This is a genomic window from Alishewanella aestuarii B11 (assembly GCF_000280055.1).
Taxonomy (GTDB): Bacteria; Pseudomonadota; Gammaproteobacteria; order Enterobacterales; family Alteromonadaceae; genus Alishewanella; species Alishewanella aestuarii.
Window position 1 is genome coordinate 45,532 of the sequence record NZ_ALAB01000002.1, and the last position, 24,934, is coordinate 70,465.

Annotated in this window: 14 protein-coding genes; 10 read left to right on the plus strand and 4 right to left on the minus strand. The window is 51.5% G+C overall.

All coding sequences use genetic code 11. From position 1 onward, the window contains the following. Window positions 1-209: 209 nt before the first annotated feature. Window positions 210-2,348, minus strand: coding sequence for a 4-alpha-glucanotransferase (gene malQ, locus AEST_RS01190; protein WP_008606452.1), 2,139 nt, complete (start codon window positions 2,346-2,348; stop codon window positions 210-212). 369 nt (window positions 2,349-2,717) lie between these two features. On the opposite strand from malQ, the gene AEST_RS01195 reads away from it, so the two are divergent. Continuing rightward, on the plus strand, window positions 2,718-5,423 hold the full coding sequence (locus tag AEST_RS01195; protein ID WP_039924902.1) for a TonB-dependent receptor: 2,706 nt from the start codon (window positions 2,718-2,720) through the stop codon (window positions 5,421-5,423). Between the two features lie 71 nt (window positions 5,424-5,494). After that, entirely contained in the window at window positions 5,495-7,006 is a 1,512-nt protein-coding gene (locus tag AEST_RS01200) for a tryptophan halogenase family protein (protein ID WP_008606456.1), read from the plus strand. On the opposite strand, the gene AEST_RS01205 is transcribed toward AEST_RS01200, so the two are convergent. Further along, the gene (locus tag AEST_RS01205; protein ID WP_238534524.1) at window positions 7,003-8,391 is read right to left on the minus strand and encodes a hypothetical protein; all 1,389 of its coding nucleotides are present in this window, start codon (window positions 8,389-8,391) and stop codon (window positions 7,003-7,005) included. The genes AEST_RS01200 and AEST_RS01205 overlap by 4 nt on opposite strands. A 287-nt stretch (window positions 8,392-8,678) precedes the next feature. Between AEST_RS01205 and AEST_RS01210 the strand changes: the two genes are divergently transcribed. Then, window positions 8,679-11,531, plus strand: coding sequence for a TonB-dependent receptor (locus AEST_RS01210; protein ID WP_051030602.1), 2,853 nt, complete (start codon window positions 8,679-8,681; stop codon window positions 11,529-11,531). A gap of 54 nt (window positions 11,532-11,585) precedes the next feature. Beyond that, window positions 11,586-15,575 (plus strand): alpha-1,6-glucosidase domain-containing protein, encoded by a 3,990-nt coding sequence (locus AEST_RS01215; RefSeq protein ID WP_008606460.1) that lies wholly within the window; start codon window positions 11,586-11,588, stop codon window positions 15,573-15,575. 140 nt (window positions 15,576-15,715) lie between these two features. On the opposite strand, the gene AEST_RS01220 is transcribed toward AEST_RS01215, so the two are convergent. Both AEST_RS01220 and AEST_RS01225 read right to left on the minus strand, forming a co-directional pair. Beyond that, window positions 15,716-16,810 carry an SGNH/GDSL hydrolase family protein gene (locus AEST_RS01220; protein WP_008606461.1) on the minus strand — a complete coding sequence of 365 codons (1,095 nt, stop codon included), beginning with the start codon at window positions 16,808-16,810 and terminating at the stop codon, window positions 15,716-15,718. 1 nt (window position 16,811) lies between these two features. Next, a complete protein-coding gene (locus AEST_RS01225; RefSeq protein ID WP_238534526.1) occupies window positions 16,812-18,617 on the minus strand; it encodes an SGNH/GDSL hydrolase family protein in 1,806 nt (601 codons plus the stop codon). Window positions 18,618-18,756: 139 nt separating this feature from the next. On the opposite strand from AEST_RS01225, the gene AEST_RS01230 reads away from it, so the two are divergent. The 6 genes from AEST_RS01230 to AEST_RS01250 all read left to right on the plus strand — a co-directional run bounded on the left by AEST_RS01230 (window position 18,757) and on the right by AEST_RS01250 (window position 24,926). After that, window positions 18,757-20,595 (plus strand): carbamoyltransferase family protein, encoded by a 1,839-nt coding sequence (locus tag AEST_RS01230; RefSeq protein ID WP_008606466.1) that lies wholly within the window; start codon window positions 18,757-18,759, stop codon window positions 20,593-20,595. Window positions 20,596-20,615: 20 nt separating this feature from the next. Next, window positions 20,616-21,023 carry an SxtJ family membrane protein gene (locus tag AEST_RS01235; protein WP_008606467.1) on the plus strand — a complete coding sequence of 136 codons (408 nt, stop codon included), beginning with the start codon at window positions 20,616-20,618 and terminating at the stop codon, window positions 21,021-21,023. Beyond that, complete coding sequence (locus AEST_RS17235) at window positions 21,023-21,175, plus strand: DUF5989 family protein (protein WP_008606468.1); 153 nt, start codon at window positions 21,023-21,025, stop codon at window positions 21,173-21,175. Before AEST_RS01235 ends, AEST_RS17235 begins: the two co-directional genes overlap by 1 nt. Window positions 21,176-21,284: 109 nt before the next feature. After that, window positions 21,285-22,541: a DEAD/DEAH box helicase gene (locus AEST_RS01240; protein WP_008606469.1), complete on the plus strand. Its 1,257-nt coding sequence runs from the start codon at window positions 21,285-21,287 to the stop codon at window positions 22,539-22,541. 100 nt (window positions 22,542-22,641) lie between these two features. After that, window positions 22,642-22,809: a hypothetical protein gene (locus tag AEST_RS17115; RefSeq protein WP_008606470.1), complete on the plus strand. Its 168-nt coding sequence runs from the start codon at window positions 22,642-22,644 to the stop codon at window positions 22,807-22,809. Between the two features lie 212 nt (window positions 22,810-23,021). Then, window positions 23,022-24,926, plus strand: coding sequence for an alpha-amylase family protein (locus AEST_RS01250; RefSeq protein ID WP_008606471.1), 1,905 nt, complete (start codon window positions 23,022-23,024; stop codon window positions 24,924-24,926). Window positions 24,927-24,934 lie beyond the last annotated feature (8 nt).

Sequence of the window (24,934 nt, forward strand, 5' to 3'; positions counted from 1 at the left end):
ATTATCCAATTTCTGCTTGAGATGACATTTGTGTCACTAGGCACTGCATTTGGATGCAAGTTGGGATTTTGCTTATCCGATAAAGAACCAAAAGCAGACGAAAATAAACAGGTTGTTTATAGTGCGCTTTACAGCGCATTGTTTTATGCACTCTTTAAAATGCTTTCGAGCTAAGCCCGGCGTTATGGCCGGGCTTATCAAGCTTTAGTCTAGCTGCGGGCCTGCTTAATTTCTTGCATCAGCTGCAGTACCTTGTTATCGCTCAGAATCGTCTCGATATGCTGCGGTAATTTACGCTGCCAGTTCGCATATTCAGTGCTGGTACCCGGTATATTGACCGGAGTTTCCAGCAATACCAGGTCTTCCAACTGATAGGCGAATAAACGCGCCGGCGTCGCTGCGGTATACAGATGACAGGCACGAACCAGAGTTGCCGCATCCGGCTGCGCAATGCCGAGCTGCTGTTGCAGGATCTGCTTTTCGCTCTCTCGCAGTTGGTGCAGGCTGTCGGCCACAGCTGGACTGGGGAATAAATCCAATTGATGACGCAGCGCTAAATCCAGTTCCTGCCAGAAGCCGACCAGCGTAGGCATATCGTGCGTGGTCACTGTTGCCAGAGCCTGCGGTGGATAGGTCAGATCCCGATGCTGATAACTGCCAGCCTTTTGCTCCAGCATAAATACCCGGTAAGACAGCACCTGATAATGCTGCATCAGCTCACTGATTTCCGCCGGTACCGTGCCCAGATCTTCTCCAATGACGACGCAGTGATTACGTTGGCTTTCCAGCGCTAAAATGGCAAACAGCTCTTGCGCCGGCATCCGTAAATAACACCCGGCTGTAGCATCGGCGCCGAGCGGGCAACACCAAAGCCGCAATAATGCCATCACATGGTCCAGCCGTAGGGCGCCGGCATAGCGCATATTTGCGCGGATCAGTTCAATAAAGGGTTGATAGGCTTTTTGCCGCAGCGTCACCGGGTTGTACGCCAGCAAGCCCCAATTCTGGCCTTTTGGTGCCATAATATCCGGCGGTGCACCTACACTTAAATCTAATAAAAAATCATCTGGCGCGCCCCAGCTCTCGGCACTGCTACGGCTGGTGCCGACAGCGACATCACAGTATAAACCGATGGCCATACCTTGCTTGCGACACTCGGCTTTCACCTCTGCCAGCTGCAGCTGTGCTAACCACTGTAAATACAGCTGCTGTTCGATAGCGCTGGCATGTTGTTTGGCAAAGGCCGCAACGGCGGGGCTATGCGGGTTTTGTAGTTCTGGCGGAAATTGCTGCCAGGCGGCGGTTTGCAGATCTTGCCAGAACAATTGGCCCTGTAGTACCGAGAATACAGCCCACTGATACAGACTCACACCGGCCTCTGCTACGAAAACCTGAAACGCCTTGGCCCTTTCACTTTGCAGCGCCAGTTCATGTTGCTGAAAATGCTGAAATAGCAAGGCCGCGACCTGCTGTTTTAAGGCGGCAACAGCCGGATAATCAACATTCGCCGTGGCGCGACAGGCGGCGAGCTGCTGCTGAAAATCGGCACTGGCGACTAGCTGTTGTGCTGCGGTGCAGGCTTGATAATCCGGCGTTTCATCCAGCGCGACATAAAGCGTGTTTAACCATAAACGGCTGCTGGGGCTGTATGGGCTGCAATCCTGTGGCAGCATCGGATAGAGCGCATGCAAGGGGTTTAAACCGATAAAATCGTTACCGGCCGCTGCTAATGGGGCAACCATAGCTTTTAAGTCAGCAAAGTCACCCATACCCCAGTTGCGGGCAGAGCGCACCGCGTACAGCTGTAAGGCCGGGCCCATGGTTTTATGCAGGATGGCGCTGTCATGCAGCTGAAAACAGCGGGCCGGCGTCACAATCAGTTGCTGGCTCAGAGGCTGCTTACCATCAGTTAGCGTCAACTGATGGTAGCCAAGCGGTAGGTCCAGCTGAAACGGCAAATTAAAAGCCAGCATCGCGACTGTATTTATTTCGGCCTGTTCCACAATATCTTTGGCCTGCAGTAATAATTCACCGCTCAGTACGTCGCCGTCTTCTAATGCGATCTGCCACTGCCAATGACTTGCCGCTTTGGCTGCTTCCAGCTGCAATCTGACACTAAAGGGTTGCTGTTGCTCAGCAACCGTTACGGCAGATAAGGGTTCCTGCCAGCGGGCTTGTTGCAGCTGCGCAATCTGGTTGGCAATAGCTTGCTCGCTACTGAGATCAAAGCCCATAGCCCGCAAAATGCTGGCCTGCACTTCTGCATCAATATGCTCTAACTGCCCATTGGCATGCACATAGCTGTCTTGTAAACCCGCCAGGGTGGCGAGTTGCTTAACTTGTCCCATAGACCACCTGAATTAAGGGAGTGGTGATTTTTGCCAAGCATAAACAGTGGCGGCTGAAGAAGAAACAACCTGCATACGTATGCAGTGCTTTACAGCGCTAAGCGTTTCAATATTGGCTTTTTCTGGCAACGGCTGCCGGCGTGTTCATACTTAAGGCAGTTGGCAGCCTGCCTGCTGCACAACGATAGTGCAGCTTGCCGGCAGTTGCACCCGCCTGGGGCATCTTTTGCACTATGAATACGTATTCATATTGAGCTGGCGACCGAATAAGTTTAATAAATGAGCATGGCAAAACTGCAGCTGACGAATTTCAGCATGGCTTTCAGTTTCGCAGTAATAAAACAACAACACTCCGGGGTAGATAGGATTATGACAAAATTTAAACTCAGTATGCTAACGCTGGCTTTAGCCGCAGCTGGCAGTAGCTCAATGGTGTTTGCTCAACAGGACAACACCGACACTCAGCAGGCACAGGAAGAGGCCGTTGAAGTGATTTCCGTACGCGGCTTTCGTCGCAGCTTACAGGAATCACAAAACATTAAGATGTTTAACAGCTCTATTGTAGAAGCTGTTTCTGCTGAAGATATTGGTAAATTACCTGATGTCAGTATTGCAGAGTCGTTAGCACGTCTACCAGGCTTAACTGCTCAGCGTTTAAACGGTCGTAGTCAGGTCATCAGTATTCGCGGTCTGGCGCCGGATTTCTCGACAGCACTGTTAAACGGCCGTGAGCAGGTGAGTTCTGGTGATAACCGCGGTGTGGAGTTTGATCAATATCCGTCTGAACTATTGAGTGGTGTGGTTGTTTATAAAACGCCGGACGCTGGTTTAATTGGTCAAGGCCTTGCCGGTACTGCCGATATGCGTTTGGTCAGCCCACTGGCGCATGGTGAGCGCACTGTAGCGGTGAATGCCCGTTACGAGTGGAGCCAAATTAGTGCGTTAAATGCTGGTGCAGATGATAAGGGCAATCGTTTTAGCATTTCGTACATTGACCAATTCGCCGACAACACCATTGGTGTAGCTTTAGGTTACGCCACTATGTCTAACCCAATGCAAATTGAACGTCTTGAAGCCTGGGGTTATGCCGACACAGATGATGGCGATAAAGTGATTGGCGGTGCTAAAGTCTTTGCGAACTCCAACTTGCTGGAGCGCGATGGCTTTATTGGTGTATTTGAATACAAACCAACTGATAGCTTTAGCAGCGCGGTAGATTTCTATTACTCTAAGTTTGATGAAACTCAGCGCACCAGCTTTATCGAATTACCGCTGTTGTGGGGTGGCGCACCGCTGGTGAACCCAACAGTAGAAAATGGTTTAGTGACCTCTGGTGGTTACACTGGAGTTAAGGGTATCGTCCGTAACCATGGTAATTTCCGCGAGGCTGATTTGCTCTCTGTCGGTTGGAAAACTGAATTTAAATTATCAGATAGCTGGGATGCCACTTTGGATCTGAGCCACTCTTCGCTGGATCGTACTGACCTGATTCTGGAATCTGATGCCGGTACCGGCCCAGCTGGTTCAGGCGCGCTGGACAATCTGTCGTTCGCGATGAGCGACCGCGGCCCGATTTTCAATTCTACACTGAACTATGCTGATCCTAGCTTAATCCTGCTAACCAGCCCGCAAGGTTGGGGTGGCGATATTATTCCTGGTGGTCAGCTGGGTTACTACAACTCACCGTCGATTACCGACGATTTAAATCAGGTACGTTTAAGTGCCAAAACCATGCTGGATAATGACAACTTCGATTCACTGGAAGTGGGTTTAAACTACAGCAACCGCGAAAAAGACAAGAAAGCCGATGAATTCTTCCTTGCACTGCCCAATGGTGCCTTGTCAGCACCTATTCCAAATATCGCCGGTACCACCAGCCTGGCGTCTTTTGGTATTCCGGGCATGGTCAGCTATGACCCACGTCAGCTAATCGATACCGGCGCCCTGGTACGGGTACGTAACCCTAATGCTGACGTGCTGATCAAAGACTGGAACGTGGCTGAAGATGTGGTAACGGCTTATGTAAAACTGGGGATTGTCAGCCGCGTGGGTGAAATCCCGGTGACGGGTAATATCGGTACGCAGATCGTCCATACTGACCAGTCGTCTTATGCGTTAGCGGCTTCAGGTACCGGTATTAATGTGTCGTCATTCCGGATTGATGGTGGTGATAAGTACTGGGAAGTGTTACCCAGCCTGAACCTGAACTTTGAAGTCGGTACCGCTAAATACGTACGCGTTGGTTTAGCCCGTACTATGGCCCGTGCCCGGATGGATCAGCTGCGTGCCAGCCAGGATTACAGCTTCAACCCGGCACTGAATAACTCGCAGGCAACACCAGAGCAGAACTCGCCATGGAGCGCGTCTGGCGGTAACCCGGCGCTGCGGCCATGGATTGCGAATGCACTGGATGTCTCTTACGAGCAGTACTTTGAAGACAGCAAAGGCTATGTGGCGATTGCGGCTTTCTATAAAGATCTGGAAAGCTATATCTACGACCAGCAAGTGATTCAGGACTTTACCGGCTTCCCATCTGGTGGTGAAGTACCAGTGATTAACCAGGGTGTCGCAACCACACCACAAAATGGTAAGGGTGGCCGCATCAATGGCGTGGAATTTACCCTGTCTGCCAGTGGCGCGATGATTATGCCTGAACTGGAAAGCTTCGGCGCCATTCTGACCGGCTCCTGGACCGACAGCAGCATTCAGTCTAACCCGAACGATCCTTCTACCCCGTTACCAGGTTTATCTGAGCGGGTAGCTAACCTGACGTTCTACTACGAGAACGATGGTTTCTCTGCCCGGGTCAGCAGCCGTTACCGTTCTGATTTCCTCGGTGAAATTTCAGGCTTTGGTAGTGGCCGTGACCTGCGGATGATTGAAGCTGAGACCGTTGTTGATGCACAAATCAGCTACAGCTTCTCAGGTCGTTATGAAGGCTTAACCCTGTTACTGCAAGCAAACAACGTAACAGATGAGCCTTTTGTGCGGGTTGAAGGTGATGACAGCCGCCGCGTGATTGAGTATCAGCGCTATGGCCGTACTTATATGGCAGGTTTATCCTATAAGTTCTAATCACACCTGACGTGAGTAAAGGCCCCTGTTACTATCGAGCATAGACAGGGGCCTTTTTTGTTGGAGGTAAGGTGAAGAATACAGCTTTAAATCAGGTGCGCCGGGTATTGATAGTCGGCGGCGGTACTGCCGGTTGGATGACCGCAGCGATGCTGGCGCGCATTCTTGGCGAACAGATCCTGCTACAATTAGTTGAATCGGATTCGATCGGTACCGTCGGCGTTGGCGAGGCGACAATTCCAGCGATTCAGCATTTTAATGCCGCTTTAGGCATTAATGAGGCCGAGTTTTTACGCGAAACTAAAGGCAGTATTAAGCTGGGTATTCAGTTTGAAAACTGGGGCCGGCAGGGTGACAGCTATATGCATGCCTTTGGTCCGGTTGGCCGCCAGCTCGGCATGGCATCCTTTCATCATTTCTGGTTAGCCGCAAAAGCCAGAGGAGATCAGAGTAGTTTTTGGGATTATTCACTTAACTATCAGGCAGCAAAAGCCGGAAAGTTTAACCCGCAGTCACAGTTGCCTGGTTCGCCGCTACCTGGGTTGCAATATGCTTATCATTTCGATGCCGGGCTTTATGCGGCCTTTTTACGCCGCTACAGTGAGCAACGTGGCGTAACAAGGGTTGAGGGTTTAATTGCTCACGTTGAGCAACAACCGTCTGGCGACATTGCTACAGTGGTGCTGACAGACGGTCGGGTATTAGCGGCAGATTTGTTTATCGATTGCTCTGGCTTAAGAGCCTTGCTGATTGAGCAAACACTGGCTGCCGGTTATGACAATTGGCAGCATTGGTTGCCCTGTGACAGTGCGCTCGCGGTGCCTTCAGAAGCGCGTTACCCGATAGTGCCCTTTACCCGCTCTATTGCGCATGGCGGTGGCTGGCAATGGCGGATCCCATTGCAGCATCGTACTGGTAATGGTTTGGTATATAGCAGTCGTTTTCTCGATGATGAGCAAGCAAAGCAGACACTACTGACTAATCTTGACGCTCCTGCACTGGCTGAACCACGCAAAATCAGTTTTGTTACCGGGCGGCGCAAGCAGCAATGGCGGCATAACTGTGTTGCCGTTGGCTTATCCAGTGGTTTTTTGGAGCCGTTGGAATCAACCAGCATTCATCTGATTCAAAGTGCGGTGGTGCGATTGGTACAGTGTTTTCCGGCAACCCGGGATATGGTGGCGTTGAGCGCAGAGTTTAATCGCCAGTCACAGCTGGAGTTTGAAGCGATCCGCGATTTTATTATCTTGCATTACCATTTAAATCAGCGAACAGACCATCCACTATGGCAGTATTGTAGAGAGATGGATTTACCCGATACACTGGCACAGCGGTTGGATCTCTTCCGGCAAAGTGGGCAGGTGTTCAGACAGCAGGATGAACTATTTACAGAGGTTGCATGGCAACAAGTTATGTTAGGACAAAATACTTATCCAATCAGCCACCATCCGCTGGCAGAAGGTCTGACAGCAACGCAACTAAGCGGATACCTTAGTGATTTGCAGCAAGTCGTTAGCAAAACGGTAATGGCGTTGCCTACGCACCAAGCTTATTTACAAAACCTGGTAGGTAATTTGAGTTAGTTCAGACGTAAATGGGCGTTATTCCACAGGTTCTGGTTAGCGCCCAGGCTAAAGAAGTTATCCGGCTCCCAGCACTGCGGCAGCAGATGGCGCAGATACTGCGCCTCGGCGTCTTTGTACAATAGTTGCAGTAATTCCTTCAGCTTTTGTTCGGGTACGTTGCTTTTCAGTCGGTCACGTGCCGGTTTAAAGTACAGGTTATATTCCGGGCTCAGGCTCATGTTAAAGGTGGTATTTTTCAGCTCCTGGCTGCGGCTGACAATTCGGCATAACGGCCGGTCCGGTTTTTCCGGATAGAAGCTATTGACGATAGCAAATTCATAGCGTGGCTGTGGTTTGCCATCGTCATTCAGCGGGATAAACACCAGCCCGAAGCCTTGTGGGAAGATCCCAACCAGCCGGAATAAGCGGTCGACAATCAAACCACTGTATTCACCCCGCTGCACTGCATCGCGCATCAACAGTGCAGCTTTGGGCAGAGTATCGTATTTATAGCGGCCACGGCCTGGCAAAACTATAGCTGAGTAGGCTTGGCTGACTTTAAATAAACTGCCAAGCGCACTGTCCGGGCGGGTACTGATAAAGAGCTGCAATTTATGCAGTAGTTGCTGATGTCGCTGCTGGTGTTGCTCCCGCTCTTCTCTTTTGCTGCCACGATAAGGCAGATCGCCTAGTCCCTGCGCCAATAAGGTGGTACTGCCAAGGCGGCACAGTGTCAGAAACTGAGCTCGCTCTTCACTATTCAATACCCGATCGGCCGACTGCTGTCCATTATCCGTTAACAGGTTTTGCGCCTGGCTATCCAGCTTACCAAAGTGCTCAAGCAAGCACGCCATCACCAGTGGCAACTGCAGTTGCTGCCGGTACGGGCATTGGTCAGGGGCGTCAGGGGTACGAAGCTGGTACCATTCCTGCCACTGCGGCTCGGTAAAAAACTTCTCGGCCAGCAGATGGTCGAGCAAGCGCAGCAGCAACACTGCCCGGTAGAAGGGTTTATACGCAAACTCCAGCAGCAAGGGCTTGTTTTTCTTGCCGTTTGCGGTGATAAACAGGCTACCCAGCAGGCGGGCACTCAGGTTTAGTGTTTCCGGACCGGTCTGGCCTTCGCTCTGTTGCAGCAGGTTTTCTGCGGCCGCCATCAGGGCACTCCAGCACTGCAGACGTTGCTTTTCGTATTCAAACTGCAAATCAGTATAGCGTTTGCGACACTGCTGAATAATCTCTGTCGCCTCTTTTTGCTGCACCGCCTGCTGCCAGCGCTGCTCGGCACCGGATAATTCCAGCTGCTGCACCTGATTGTGCGTAAAAAAACGTTTTACCAAACTATAAAAACAGCCATGGCCTGGGTTATATAACAGGGTAAGGGACTGCTCGAGGTTACGCAAAAAAACACTTTTGCTTGCTGCCGCCAGGTTCAAAACCGGATCCGCTTTGTCGATCGTAATTGCCGCTAAAAATAACACTGACCGCACACCGTTGAAAGAGTTGAGCGCAGTAATTGTTTGCAGGGACCTGAATTCGGGTTGAACGGACTAAAAATAGCAGTGAATACGTATTCATATTGCTAAACCTGTTAAACCGGTCAATAACTAAACAGATAAAAATTAACAGTATCAGCCATCTCTCCATTATGGCTGACTGATAAAAAACAACAAAGACGGGGAAATAAGGTATGGCAAGGTACAGGCTTAGCCTGCTGTCAGCAGCGATGATGACAGCGGGTGTCAGCTCGTTTGTGCTGGCGCAGGAAACAGCGCCGCAACCAGCGGAGCAGACAACAGAAGAACAGGTTGAAGTAATACAGGTGCGTGGTTTTGCACAAAGTTTATTTCGTTCGCTCGACAGTAAACGCTTTGGTGATGTGGTATCTGAAACCATTTCTGCCGACGATCTCGGGGCCTTACCCGACGTCTCGATCGCTGACGCCTTAACCCGTCTGCCTGGTATTTCTGCAGTGCGAACCGGCGGCCAGGCGGCTGAAATCAACATTCGCGGTATGTCCGGCGGCTTTGTGTTCTCCACGCTGAATGGACGAGAACAGGTCTCTACCAGTGGTAAGCGTAATATTGAATTTGATCAGTACCCGTCTGAATTAATCTCCTCTGCTGCGGTGTATAAATCGCCGAAAGCTTCACTGATTGAAGGGGGTGTTGCTGGTACCGTTGAGCTACAAACGGCGCGAGTACTGAGTAACGATAAAACCCATACTTTTACTGCCAACTTGCGTGGCATGCAAAATGACCGTGCCAACGAGGTTCCGGATGGTGAAGAGTTTGGTCATCGTTTTAGCCTGTCCTATCAGGGCAAGTTTCTGGACGATACCCTGGGCTTGGCACTGGGCTATGCGCGCTTGTATCAACCCAGCGTGGCGACACAGTTCATTGGCTTAGCTTACAACGTGAGCCGGGATTTGAATCAGGATGACACGCCGGAATATATCAGCGAAGGCTTTGAGATCCAGCATCTGGGCGGTGAGGAGACCCGTAACGGTTATCTGGGCTCATTACAGTGGCAACCCAATGAGGCCTTTAGTCTGACCGGCGATGTGTTTATTTCGCAGTTTGACCGCGAAGCCTTTGCTCGCGGTTTTCGGGTCAAATTTGAAGGCGCAACGGCAAATATTAGCAATCCAATTTATAATGGTTCGTCTTTAATTGGCGGTAACATCAGTCGCACTCGTAATGGTTTTACCCGGGTAGAAGTGGTGAATGATGACAACCGCGACGCTGATGAAGTCCATAGCTATGGCATCAAGGCTGACTGGGATATTAACGATGGGGTTAATCTGGTGTTTGACCTGTCGCACTCCAGAGCCAGCAGCGATTTCCGTAATGGCTTACTCTGGTCGTTAGTGGCGCAGGATGCTACCGTGGCCAATCCGGTGCTGGACCCGAATGTCTCTATTAACTATCAACTCAATGGCCTGAATTTACCGGCGATCGGTTTAAGTCAGGCAGATGCCTTTAGTGATATTAACCGCTTGATGGTGAGTAAGTACGGTATTTATCCATTTGTAAATACCGATGAAGTGAATGCTGCCCGGTTGGATTTGAGCTTTGATCTGGAACTGCCGGTTATCCGCTCTGTGGAATTTGGTGTGCGCTACTCGGCCCGTCGTTACTTAAATGATCGTTCGGTATTTGAATATGGTAGTGATGGTACGTTCTTAACCGGCCAGCCACCATTACGCCTAACTGCGGATATGGTAAAGCAAGTTGATTTTAAAGGTAAGTTTGCTAACTACCCAAGCTATCTGGCTATTGATCTGGATAAAGCTCTGGCAGCCTGGTTTCCGCAAGGTATTCCACAGCCGGTGCAAACCTGGGGAGCGGGTAACCCCGATGTGATTAACCGTGATCCCAACTCTACTGTCAACACAGCCTGGTCATTACTAGAAAGTGGGAGGGTTTATGAGGATGTACTTGCCAGTTATCTGATGGCAAATCTGGATACCGAACTTTTTGGCTTACCGTTAACCGGCAATATCGGGGTTAGGCGGGTTACTACGGATCAAAGTGCTACCAACCTTTCAGATGTCGACGGCGACCCTTTGCGTGGTGCACAGAATATCGCCGATGAAGTCGGGTTAATCAATACCCGTTATGCCGCAGGTATCGTAGGTGAAAAGTACACCAAGCATCTACCCAGCTTAAACCTGAATCTGGCGCTGACCGATGAGTGGCAATTACGTTTTGCCAGTGCCAAAGTGATCTCCCGCCCACCGATTAACCGTTTGGCGTCGGTCACATCCTTTAATATCAGTGATACCGGTGAAATTACCGGTAACAGTTCCAACAGTCCTTTCCTGCGGCCGTTTGAAGCGAATCAATATGATCTGTCACTGGAATATTATTTTGGTACTGGTGCCTTAGCGGCAGCGCTTTTCTACAAGGATATCCAATCTTTTATTCAGGATGATGTATTACCGGAATTTGATTTTAAAGCGGCCGGTTTCCCGGTACCGGATTTTATTATCCCGGATCCGGAATCGGGTGTACCGGTGGCAACCCGCAATGGCTCGCTATTTACCGCAGTAAACAACAGTAATGGCGGTTATATCCGTGGTGCTGAAATTGCGTGGACTCAGGTATTTAAAGCCCTGCCAGGCGCCTTATCTGGCCTGGGCGCGCAACTGAGTTACTCCTACACCGAGAGTGAAGTATCACTGATCAATAGCCTGGGTGGCGAACCGATTGAAACGACCTTTGAGGGGCTGTCGAAAAATGTCGTTAATGCCACGCTGTTTTGGGAATACGAAGGTATCGATACCCGGATTAACGCCCGTTATCGCTCACCCTTTGTCTCATCACAAGTCGGGATTAACGAGCAGATCACCAACTTTGATAGCGAAATGGTGGTGGACTTTCAGTTTGGCTACCAGTTTAACGACAATCTGAAGATGCTGTTCCAGGTGAATAACCTGACGGATGAGCCAACCAAGAGCTATTTTGGCCAGCAAGCGATGACCGGTACCTTGCAATTCTTCGGTCGTCAGTACTTCCTGGGCGCAGTGTACTCATTTTAATGCCGCGGGCATTCGTGCCCGTTGCTGGTAACACAGAATTGGAGTAAGTAAACCATGTTTAATCTGTTCAAAATGCTAAAACTGAGCAGTCTTGCGCTGTGCGCTTTACTGCTATACGGTTGTGGTGGTGGCGGAGACTCCACCAGTCCCGGCAGCGCTTTGCTGACCTGTACCCTGCCACAGATCCCAAACCCAACCAATACTGCCTGTATTGATCCACCGCCGTTCTCCTGTCCAAAAGGTCAGTTCCCGAACGAGACCAATGATGGTTGCCGGGTCGGTAAAGATCCTAACGCACCAGCCCCGGTAGTAACAGCCGGGCCGGATCAGGCGGTATTGTTCTACAAACGGCCACAAGATGGTGCCTATGAAGGTTTCCGGTTACATACCTGGAATAACGAGACCTGTGATGCTTACCAGCCGTCTTCCATTGCTCCGTCCTGGGATAATGGCTTGCAGTATAACGGTATTGATCCAAACTATGGCGCCTACTGGATCCTGAATTTGAAGCCAGGCTATGCCGGTACCGAAGGGGCTTGCGGTAACTTTGTTATCCATATCGGTACCGACGATGCGGGTAAAGACCCCGGTCCGGATATGCAGATGCCACTGTCACAGGATGATCCCGATTTTGCCCGCATGAATTGGGTATTTTCAGGTAATGCCAACGTTTATGAGTTTCCGATTGTTTCACTGGGTGTCAGTATCCAGGGCGCCGCTGCCCATTGGTTAACAGCCAATACCTTTGTCTGGAATACGCCGGCAGCCGATACCGCGCCAGTGGTGAAGTTGTTCTACTCTACCGATGCCAGTTTAACCGTGAATAATAGCGATGAAATCGAAGGTGGCAGCAGTATTGAATTGACACCGGTATCAGCTGATGACAGTTTGCGAGCCTTAGTGCCGCATTTGGCTAATGCAGCGGTGTTCAGTGCTAATTTTACCACCGAACAAGCAAAAGCGATGGCGAAAAATCAGCTGGCACTGGCTGCCTATAATAGCGATAACGAGCTGATTAGCGCCAGCTATGTGCAAGTGGCTAAGGTGCTGGATGATCTCTATGCCTCTGGCGATAACAGCGCCTTAGATGCGCAGTTGGGTTTGCGCTACAACGGCAATGACCTTAGTGTTGCTGTCTGGGCTCCGACCGCGCGTTCGGTTAAATTAAAAGTGTACAATGCCAGCAAAGCGCTGACTGCCACGCACAATATGACTTCAGATACTGCGACCGGTGTTTGGCGTTACAGCGGTACCCGCAGTGCCCTGGATCGCCAGTTTTATCGTTTTGAAGTTGAAGTCTACCACCCGTTAACGCGCAAGGTGGAGATCATAGAAGCTACCGATCCCTATTCTGTTAACGTCTCTACCAATGGTCGTTACAGTCAGTTTGTTGATTTAAATGACGATGACACCAAGCCTGAGGGCTGGGATAGCCGTGAAGTACCGGTAGTAGCCAACCCGACCGATATCGTGATCTATGAAGGCCATGTGCGTGATTTCAGTATTCGCGATCAGAGCACGCCGGCAGCCCACCGCGGTAAATATCTGGCCTTTGCCGAGACGGATTCTGCACCCGTGCAGCATCTGCGTAAGTTGGCGGAAAACGGCTTAACCCATTTCCACGTGTTGCCGCTGAATGATCAGGCGAATATCAATGAAGATGCTAATCGCCGGGTCAATCTGACGGATACCATTGGTCGGTTATGTCAGTTAAATGCGCAGGCGCCGGTATGCGGGGTAGAAAATGCCAATGCCACTATTGAGTCTGTGTTGCAAAGTTATTTGCCATACGAATCTAAAGCCCAGGAATTAGTGCAGTCAATGCGTGCCATTGACGGCTTTAACTGGGGTTATGACCCGCATCATTTTATTGCCGTCGAAGGCAGCTACGCCTCTAACCCGGAAGGCATCGCGCGGATTAAAGAAGTGCGGACGATGAACAAGGCACTGAACGACTTAGGGCTGCGGGTGGCGCTGGATGTGGTATACAACCATACCAGCAGCTCAGGCCTGTTTGATAATTCAGTGTTTGATAAAATTGTCCCTGGCTACTATCACCGCTACAGCGAGACCACCGGTAATATCGAGCGTTCGACCTGCTGCGAAAATACCGCCACGGAACACAAAATGTTCGACAAGTTTATCAAAGACTCGCTGGTGATCTTATCGCGCGACTTTGGTTTTAACGACTTCCGCTTCGATATTATGGGCCACCATCCAAAAGAAGGTATTTTGGCAGCTCGCGAAGCGGTACGTGCCATTGACCCGGATGTTTACTTCTACGGTGAAGGCTGGAACTTTGGTGAGGTTGCCGATAACCGCCTATTTACCCAAGCCAAGCAGCAGGATATGGCAGGTACTGAAGTAGGCACCTTTAACGACCGGATCCGTGAAGGCGTGCGCAGTGCGGCCTTGTTTAGCGGAGTAAATAACGATGGTAACCTGGCACAACAGGATTTTGTGCGCATTAGCTTAGCCGGTACCTTAAAAGACTTCGTGTTTAAAAACTACCGCGATATTACCGGCCCGGCCAGCAGCGCCAACTGGAATAGTCAGGCGGCAGGTTATGCAGAAAGCCCGGCGGATATTATCAACTATGTATCGAAACACGATAACGAAACCTTGTGGGATAATCTGCAGGCTAAGTTACCGGAGTCAATGACACTGACCGAACGGGTACGGGCGCAAAATGTGGCTATTGCCATCCCGTTAATGAGTCAGGGTATTCCGTTCCTGCAACTGGGTGGCGATTTCCTGCGCTCCAAGTCGATGGATCGCGACAGCTATGATTCCGGCGACTGGTTTAACTTTGTCGACTTCACCTATCAGACTAACAACTGGGCTGTAGGTTTACCGCTGGCGGAGAAAAATCAGGCTAACTGGGAGAATATCGCCCGCTTATTCCTGAACCGGGAGACCAAGCCGGCCAGCTCAGATATCCGCTTTGCGGCGGCCGTATTTGCAGAGTTCTTAAGCATCCGCAGTGGTAGCCCGTTGTTCCGCTTACGCACAGCAGATGAAATTACTGCCCGCTTAGGCTTCCATAATATTGGCCGTAATCAGCAGCAGGGCTTAATCGTAATGAGCCTGGATGACGGCATTGGTGTGCCGGATCTGGACCCGCTGTATGATGCGCTGGTGGTTGTTATTAACGGTACAGCGGGTGAATTATCCCACACTGTACCCACAGCTGCCGGTTTTGAGTTACATCCAACCCAGCAGGCGTCTGTGGATCAGCGGGTACATAGTGCCAGTTTCACTCAGCAAGCCGATGCCGGTACCTTTACCGTGCCGGCAAATACTATTGCCGTCTTTGTTAAGCCACAAATGGGTGCGCAGGGCGCCGGTTTAGCCGCAGATGCGACATTGGGCGCGCCGGATATTCCGCCTTATGCCGCAACCGATGTCTTTGTACGTGGTGGTTTTAATGGTTGGGGTGAAGCCGATGCCTTTAATTATGATGGTGCCGGCATCTATACCGCCACTATCAACATTGATCAGGGCAGCTACGAGTTTAAAGTCGCCTCAAGTGATTGGTCGACTGTAAATATGGGTGCAGGTGCCGCCGGTAATCAGGTTGTAGTCGGTACACCGTTAGTGATTCAAGCCAGTAACGATAACTTACGGATTGATATCGCTAAGAGCTCAACCTACGTCTTTACGTTAAATGCCAATGATGCTGCTGCACCAACCTTAACCGTATCTGAGTATGTGCCTTATGGCCCAACCACCATTTTCCTGCGTGGTGGTATGAACGGTTGGGGTGAGGCAAATGCATTCAACTATATTGGTGGCAATAAGTACAGCGTAGATATCAACATCACTGCCAGAGACTACGAGTTTAAAGTTGCCTCCAGTGATTGGGCTACGGTGAACCTCGGTGCTGGTGCAGCGGGCAATACCCTTACACTGGGTGTACCTAAGGTTATCGAACCAAGTAACGATAACCTGCGGATGGACTTTGCGGAAACCGCGACCTACAACTTCCTGTTAGATGCGACCTTTACTGCAGAGCCGGAGCTAACGGTGACGAAGAAGGAATAAACAATACCAAGTATCAGAGCCTCTGGCTCTGATACGGTACCTTGACCGTCGGGAATGAGCGCGCGAATGCGATAACATCTAAAAGCTGCAGCTGGTCTGCAGCTTTTTTATTGCTGATAGCTGCCAACGAATAAGAGGCATCATGACAAATAAGTTCGGCAAACTATGCCCGTTGTTGTGGCCAGCGGCGCCCGAAAACGCAGCAAATCGTGCTCGCGCGCCTGAATAAACTGTACTTTAGCCTCGGCAAATTGCTGTTGCTGCCGGTACCATTGCCCAAGCTGATAGTGCAGCAGGGCATGGCCGGTTGTGGCTGCAGTTTGCTGCAGCGCTGCTGCCAGCGCTTGTTGTGCCGCAGGCTCGCGCAGCTGGCTAAGTTGCAGTAACTGTTGCTGTTGTTGTGCGGTTAAAGGCTCGCTTTGAAAAGGTGGCTGATCTGCCAGATTGCTGGCTATTGTACTGAGATAAACCGGGATCCCCGCCGCACGATAGCGCGCTAGTAACCGGCTCATATTGGCCTGAAATTGCGTTAGCCCGGCTTGGTAAGTCGGCGAATCCAAAGCGATGGCTTTGTCGCGCGCGACCTGCGCCATAAAAGTACGGCTGCTGCCGTTTATTTGTGCTGGCGGTCGCAGCTGCAGATAGCCCTGTTCCAGCAATTGAAAGCTGCGCAGTTGCCGTAAGCTGAGTAGCCAGCGGCTGAGTCGCGGCGAGCGTGCCGCCAGATAATTAGAGCCAACACCCAATAGGCCCAGGTACTCGTTATGACCGGCGTAAATCAGCACCGCATCGGGCTTAAGCGCAATAATTTCGTCGGAAAAATCCAGTAGGGTGTAGCTGTTTACCGCCGATAAGGCGGTATTGACTACCTCTACCGGCCGCTCCGGAAAGGTGCGCCTTAAACGTTGTTCCAGCATGCCGGCCAGGGCCGCGCCCATACCATAAGGATAACCCGCTGCGGTCGAGCCACCCTGTACCACTAAGCGGAGTCCATTAGCTGGCTTTTGTGCCAACACAAAGCTGGGTTCCAGCTCAACCCTTGGTACAGCAGCGCCAGCTGGAAAGTAGCGTTTGACGATCTGGGTTTCGGTTACCAGATAGGCCGGGTTTGCCGGGTAGGGTTTAAACAAGGGTAAAGGCTGGGCCGGAAACAACAGCCGTACCGCGCCTTCCAGCAACAGAAACAGCAGTAGCGGTAAGCTGAGGGCGATAAGCCAGAACAGGGGACGTTGCATGTTAAGGGCGTCCGGGGGCTTGAGTTGGCGCTAACTGCTGCCGCAATTGGGCTTGTTGGCGCAACGCCAGCGCATGAGTCGGGTCAAGGGTCAGAATGTGTTCTACCTGCTGCAGCGCGGCGGTTAGCTCACCGGCAAAATAGTAACTACGCGCCAGCATCAGGCGATAGGATATATTTTCTGGCGCCAGATTGACTGCGCGCTGCTGATAATACATCGCGAGCAGCAGATCCTGACTATCAAAATACAACTGACCAGCGACATAGGCTGCCTGATGCTGGTTAGGCAAGGCGTCAAATAATAAGGCGGCCACCTTCGCCGCTTTCGCGGGTTGTTGCTGTTGTTGGTAGTAATCTAATAGCTGCTGGCTGCTTTGTAGCCAACTGAGTCCCTGTGCCCTTTGCCAGGCAAGCTGCTGCTCCGGGTTTTGTCGTGGGCCAAAACTGACCTGCTGTGGCTCGGTGGTAAAGGGGTAATCGGCAGTCAGCTGGCGGATCTTGTAATCGGCCAGTTGTAAATCCACGGCAGTCAGTGGCATATCCGCCCAGGCCTGGGCCAGGCTAACCGCGACGGCCGGCGGCCCCAGATAGCGCTCCAATAGCGGTAACCAGGTTTCGGCAATCAGGAAATAACCACGGGCATTCGGATGCAGATGCTCCAGCATCAGCTGATAATCGATAATGCCATTGTTGCTGGCCTGGCGTAGCTGCGCTTCAGCATCAGCCAGGGGCAGCCTAAAGTCAGAGGCCAGCTGTTGCAGCTGCTGATTGATCGCCAGCGGTGCCCGAAAACGCAATAGATCATGCTCCCGCGCCAGTTGAAAATGTTGCAGCGCTAAGCGCTGCTCACCAGCGTCGAGCAGCAGCTCGGCCAGCTGAAAATGCCAGCTGGCAACATCGGGGTTCTGTTGTAACGCTTGTTGTAATTGCTGGCGTGCTTGCTGCGGCTCCGGCGTCAGGGTCAATGCCGGCTGGCTGGAGCTAAAGGGGGGCTGGCGTTCATTACTGGCGATACTGCTTAAAATCACTGGTACCCCGGCTTGATGGTAGCGGTGTAGCAGCGCCTTGAGATTAGCCTGAAATTGCTGTAATCCGGCCTGATACAGTGAGCTATTTAGCGGGATCTGCTGTTCGGCGGCAATCTGCGCCATCATGGTGCGCTCCGCCAACGCTGGCGCGGGTGGTGTTCTAAGCGCACTATACAAGCGTTGTCCGGCCTGGAATAAGGCCAGTTGCCGTAATTGTAAATACAGCAGCTTACTCAGGTGGTTGCCGTCTCCAAGAAGTGCTGAGCCGACACCCATCAGGCCCAGATATTCATTATGGCCGGCATAAATCAGGATCAGATCCGGCTCAATCGCCAGAATTTCGGCACTAACATCGCGCAACGTATAGGAATTTACCGCTGACAGGGCGGTGTTAAACACCAGAATATCCCGATCCGGATACAGCCGCTTTAACCGCTGCTGTAACATTGCCGCCGGCGAGCCAAAACGGCCATAGGGGAAACCGGCAGCGCTGGAGCCACCTTGCAGCACGATGCGAAACTGGCCGGCTGGTTTCACTGCCGGAAAATACTGGGTATCAATGGCCAGATCCGGCGCCTGCTTGGGATCGGCAAAATAACGTTTTATTAAATCCGGATTGGTTTGCAGATAGCCCGGTAAGGATTCAGAGGCGATAAACAGCGGATAGCGCTGATACCAGGGGCTGACACGCAACAGCATTTCCAGTACCAGTAACAGCAATACCGGTAGTAGCAGCGCGATCAAATAAAAGACTTTGCGTGGGGGCTGTGGTGTTGCCAACTTTGCTGCAACCTGATTCAAAAAGCATCAGCTTACGTTACCTTAAGCCCTTGTTAGCAGCAAGTTTTCTGATACCAGCTCTATCGGCTTTTTAAAAATCAGGTTAAGTTAAGGCAATAAGTTTTCAGTTAATGGATTTATGCGTTATATCCTCGGTATTTCCTGCTATTACCATGATAGTGCCGCCTGTGTGCTGCGCGATGGGGTGATAGTAGCGGCAGCGCAGCAGGAGCGTTTTAGCCGCCTGAAACATGACGCTGGCTTCCCCGCCGACGCCATTCGCTATTGTTTGCGCGAAGCAGGGATAGATCTCAGTGAGCTAAGTGCCGTAGTGTTTTACGATAAGCCGTTACTGAAATTTGAACGTTTGCTGGAAACCTATCTGGCACATGCGCCGCGCGGTTTTCGCTCGTTTTTAATGGCGATGCCGGTTTGGCTAAAAGAAAAACTGTATTTAAAAACCGTATTACGGCGTGAGCTTCGGGCGTTAGCCGGGCTGGATCGCAATGCGCCACTACCCAAATTATTGTTTAGCCAGCACCATCAGGCGCATGCTGCCTCGGCGTTTTATGCCAGCCCCTATCAGGAGGCGGCAGTGATCTGTCTGGATGGGGTTGGCGAGTGGGCGACATCGACTATCTGGCATGGCCAGGGTAATCAGCTAAGGCCTTTAGCGGAACTGCATTTTCCGCATTCATTAGGTTTACTGTATTCGGCCTTTACCTATTATTGTGGCTTTAAGGTGAATTCCGGCGAATACAAGTTAATGGGGCTGGCGCCTTATGGCGAGCCTAAGTATGTTGAGTTGATTTACCGTGAATTAATTAGCGTGCGCGAGGATGGCAGCTTTGCACTGAATATGCGCTATTTTGCTTATCCGGTTGGCTCACGCATGATTAATCAGCGTTTTGCCGCTTTGTTTGGCGCACCACCGTTAACAGCAGACGCCGAACCCGGCCAGCTCTATCTCGACTTAGCCGCTTCCATTCAGCAGGTGACCGAAGAGATCGTACTGAAAATTGCCCGTCATGCCTGGCAACTGACCGGCGCCAGCAAGCTTTGTCTGGCAGGGGGTGTCGCCTTAAATTGTGTCGCCAATGGTCGCTTATTGCGCGAGGGGCCTTTTCAGGAGCTTTGGATCCAACCGGCTGCCGGCGATGCCGGTGGTGCCCTAGGCGCGGCCTTGCTGGCCTGGTATCAGTATTATCAGCAGCCGCGGCACAGCGATGAGCTGCAGGACCAGATGCAGGGGAGCTATCTGGGACCCGCTTATAGCGAGGACGAGATCGAAGCACTGTTACAGGCAGAGCAGGCACCCTATCAGTACTTGAGCGAGCCGCAGCTGTATCTGGAAGTGGCACGGTTATTGGCGGCGGGTAAGGTGGTGGGATGGTTTCAAGGGCGGATGGAATTTGGACCGCGGGCACTGGGGAATCGCTCCATTCTTGGTGACGCGCGCAGCCCGGTGATGCAAAGTATCCTGAACCTGAAAATTAAACAGCGCGAATCTTTTCGCCCTTTTGCACCCGCGGTGCTAGTCGAGGATTTGCAGCAGTATTTTCAACTTAACCACCCCAGCCCCTATATGTTGTTAGTGGCCAGGTTGGCCGCTGAATTACAACTTGAGGTGGCGCCGGGGTTAAGCGGTTTAGCCCGGCTGGCACAGCAGCGCTCCAGTCTGCCGGCCATTACGCATATTGATTACAGTGCCAGAGTGCAGACGGTCAGTGCCTATACTAACCCACGTTTTTATCAGCTGTTGCAGCACTTTAAAGCTCAGACCGGCACCTCAGTGCTGATTAATACTTCGTTTAATGTCCGGGGCGAGCCACCGGTTTGTAGCCCGGTTGATGCCTTGCAGGGCTTCTATGCGACCGATATGGATGTGCTGGTGCTGGGCAACTGCCTGCTACATAAAGCTGACCAGCCTGCAGTGAAACTACAGGCGGCGCGCCAGCGCGTCTTTGCCGCAGATTAGTGCCGGGGAGCAGATAACAGATGAGTGCGCTGTTACTAAAAAAAACTGACCACAAGGGGCTGCGCCAATTTGGCCTGCAAATGGCGCTAGTGATTCCGATTCTGTTTGGTCTCTTGCTACCCTGGCTGTTTGGCTGGTTTTGGCCTTTCTGGCCTTGGATGGTCGCTGCAGGATTTTTATCGCTGGCGCTGGTTTATGCGCCAGGTTTATATTATCCCTATCGGGTATGGATGGCTTTTGCGGCAGTTATGGGCTGGCTGAATACCCGACTACTGCTTGGCGTGGTGTTTTATCTGTTGATGGCACCACTTGGGCTACTACTCAGGTTAACCGGTAAGCTGCAGTACCAGCTGCACCCTAAAGGTAACAGTTATTGGCGCAAGCCCGATAAAGAGCCAACGGCAAAAGACTTGGAGGATCCATTCTAATGCAGGAATTTTTAACTGATTTATGGGCCTTTTTGCGAGTGCGCAAAAAAATCTGGTTGTTACCCATTATTTTGGTGCTGGCGTTGTTAGGCGGGCTGATCGTTGTCAGTCAGCAGTCTGCGCTGGCGGGCTTTATCTATACCTTATTCTAAGCGCCAAATTCGCTAAAGCTGAGCAAATGCTGTATGCTGCGCGCCCTTCCTTTTGAAGGGCACTGCAGCTGCGGGCAGAGATTTTCGCAGCACCATTGCGGGAATACGCATGCAATTTACTGATTTACCTTTAGCGGCTGAGCTGCTCAAAGCTGTAGCTGAAAAAGGCTACACCACGCCGTCACCTATTCAACAACAAGCTATCCCTGCGGTACTGGCGGGGCGGGACCTGATGGCCGCCGCCCAAACCGGTACCGGCAAAACTGCCGGCTTTACCTTACCGTTACTGCAGCGGTTGAATGACAGTCGCGAGCAAGGCCGTAAAGTACAGCCGAATCAGGTACGGGCACTGATCTTAACCCCAACCCGTGAACTGGCCGCGCAAGTTGCCGAAAGTGTGCAGCTGTATGGTAAGCATTTACCGCTACGCAGTACGCTGGTATTTGGTGGCGTTAAAATTAACCCGCAGATGATGGCGCTGCGTAAAGGTGTCGATATTTTGATTGCCACGCCGGGCCGGTTGCTGGATTTATACCAGCAAAACGCGGTGCGCTTTAATCAACTGGAAATTCTGGTGCTGGATGAAGCCGACCGGATGCTGGATATGGGCTTTATCCGCGATATTAAGAAAATTCTGGCGCTGTTACCGCCGAAGCGGCAGAACCTGTTATTTTCGGCCACCTTCTCAGACGAGATCCGTACTCTGGCCAAAGGCCTGCTGCATGAACCGCTGGAAGTGACGGTAACGCCGCCAAATAGCACGGTAGAGCGGATTGAGCAGTGGTTATACCCGGTTGATAAAGGTCAGAAAGCCAATTTACTGATCCAGCAAATTAAACAGCATAACTGGCAGCAGGTGCTGGTGTTTACCAAAACCAAACATGGCGCCAATAAGCTGACCTTATTGCTGGAGAAAGCCGGCATCAGCGCCATGGCTATCCATGGTAATAAAAGTCAGAATGCCCGCACCAAAGCACTGGCTGAGTTTAAAGCCGGCGGCATTCGGGTGTTAGTGGCAACGGATATTGCGGCGCGAGGTCTGGATATCCAGCAATTACCGCAGGTCGTCAATTATGAGCTGCCAAATGTTGCTGAAGACTATGTGCACCGTATTGGCCGTACCGGTCGTGCTGGTGCTGCTGGTTTGGCGGTATCGCTGGTTTGTGCTGAAGAGTTAAAAGAACTGAAAGGTATTGAAAAGCTGATTAAACAGCTGTTACCACGCAAAGTTATCGAGGGTTTTGCGCCGCAGCAGTCGTTGCCCGAGACGATGTTAAGTACTCTGCCGGTTAAGCCGAAGAAACCGAAAAAGCCAAAAACCTACACTCAACCCAGAGCCTTAGTTAGCGCCAACACGGCGCGCTAAAGCAACACAAGCCGCCGGTTCGAAATATCCGGCGGCCCTCTTGTTTCAACCACAGATCGGCTTATACTCCCGTACAGGTAGTACTTTGGAGTTAGCTGGTATGTACGGGTATATTGCGCGGCAACCCATCTTTAATGCGGCAAAAGAGACCATCGGTTACGAGCTGCTATTTCACGATGGTGAGGTTAATTCCTTTCCGAAAATAGATGCCGACGAAGTTTTTGCCCGCCCGGAAATGCTGAAGCATAAGCAGCTAAGTTCTAATTAAGCGAACTTACTGCAGTCGTTTGCATTATTACCTCTAGTTTTTCTTAACAATATGCCAGCAGCGTTATGCACTCAATATTTCTATGTCTGTGGCGTCGCAGCAGCCATAAATCGCTGCTTTGCATACGTATGCACCAAAAAAAGGCATAACCTGACACGGAATCTGCGGTAATTTAATCAACATAACCAGATCAACAGACAAGGTAATCGCTGATGCAAATAAAACACGCCACCCTAAGCGCTCTGGCGCTGTCGATGATGCTTGCTTGTGGTAAAGCACCTGCGCCGGAACAGGCTACGCCGGCAGCCGCCGCAAATCCTAAAACAGACGCCGCTGCAGAGCCTTCCGGTAAGCCCGTGGTGTATCAGGTATTTACCCGCCTATTTGGTAATACGAATACCACCAACAAGCCCTGGGGTACGCTGGAAGAAAATGGTGTTGGTAAGTTTAGCGACTTTACTGATGATGCCCTGAAAGGCATTAAAGCGCTGGGTACTACCCATATCTGGTACACCGGGGTGCCACATCATGCGGTGATCCGCGACTATACCGCCTATGGTATCAGCAACGACGATCCTGATGTGGTAAAGGGCCGTGCCGGTTCACCCTATGCAGTGAAAGACTATTACAGTGTGAATCCGGATCTGGCCGACGACCCGGCCAAACGGCTGGACGAATTCCAGGCGCTGATCGCCCGTACCCATCAACATGGCATGAAAGTGTTGATCGATATCGTCCCTAACCATGTGGCGCGGCGTTATGAGTCTCTGGCCAAGCCGGAGGGCGTGCGCGATTTTGGTGCGGATGACGATACCAGTGTGGAATATGCCCGCGATAATAATTTCTACTATATCCCCGGTTCCGCCTTTCAGGTACCGGCCTGGCCGGCCGATTATCAGGTGCTGGGCGGTGATGCCCATCCGCTGGCCGATGGCAAATTTGCTGAAGTGCCGGCGAAATGGACCGGCAATGGCGCCCGCTCGGTGCAGCCGGCCTTTGATGACTGGTATGAAACGGTAAAAATTAACTTTGGCGTGCGTCCGGATGGTAGTTACGACTTTGACAAACTACCGGCTGACTACGCTGAGAAAGATTGGCAAGCGCATTATCAGTTCTGGCAAGGCAAAGAAGTGCCCAACACTTGGATTAAATTCCGTGACATCGTTTTGTACTGGACTGCGATGGGCGTTGATGGCTTCCGCTACGATATGGCCGAGATGGTACCAGTGGAATTCTGGAGCTATTTAAACTCGCATATTAAACAACAAAACCCGGACGCCTTTTTATTGGCCGAGGTATATCAACCGCATTTATACCGCGACTATATCAAGCTTGGTTTAATGGATTACCTGTACGATAAAGTCGAGTTTTACGACAGCCTAAAGCTGGTGATGCAGGGTAAAGGCCCGACGTCTGAGCTGGTGACCATTCAACAGCGGATGGCCGATATTGAACAGCATATGCTGCACTTTCTGGAAAACCACGACGAGCAGCGTATTGCTGCTCCGGAATTTGCCGGCGATGCCCGCAAAGGGATGCCGGCGATGGTGGTGTCAGCCTTGATCAGTAAATCCCCGACCATGCTTTATTTTGGCCAGGATGTCGGCGAACCGGGTGCGGATGACGCGGGATTTGGTAAGGCCAGCCGCACCACCATCTTTGATTACTGGGGCGTACCGCATCACCAACGTTGGATGAATGGTGGCAAATTTGATGGCGGTGCCCTAAGCCCGGCAGAGCGGGAGCTGCGGCAATTCTATGAAACCTTAATGCAATTTAGCCGTAATGCCCCGGCATTGAATGGCGCTTATCTGGAGTTGCATACGCACAATTTGGCCGCTGGCAGTGCATACTCGGAACAGCAACTGGCGTTTGCCCGCTACGTGGAGCGGCAGCAACTGGTGGTGGTTAGCCATTTTAATCCGCAGCAGGGCGTTGAATTTACGTTGCAGTTACCGGCCAGTCTGATCAGTGCCTGGCAGCTGGCAGATGGTACCTATCAGCTGCAGGATCAATTATCCGGGCAACAGAATCAGCTGCAGGTGAGCAATGGTCTGGGGCAGATCCCGGTGCAACTGGCCCCGCTGGGCTCGGTTGTGTATCAACTGGTGCGTTAAGGAGCCAC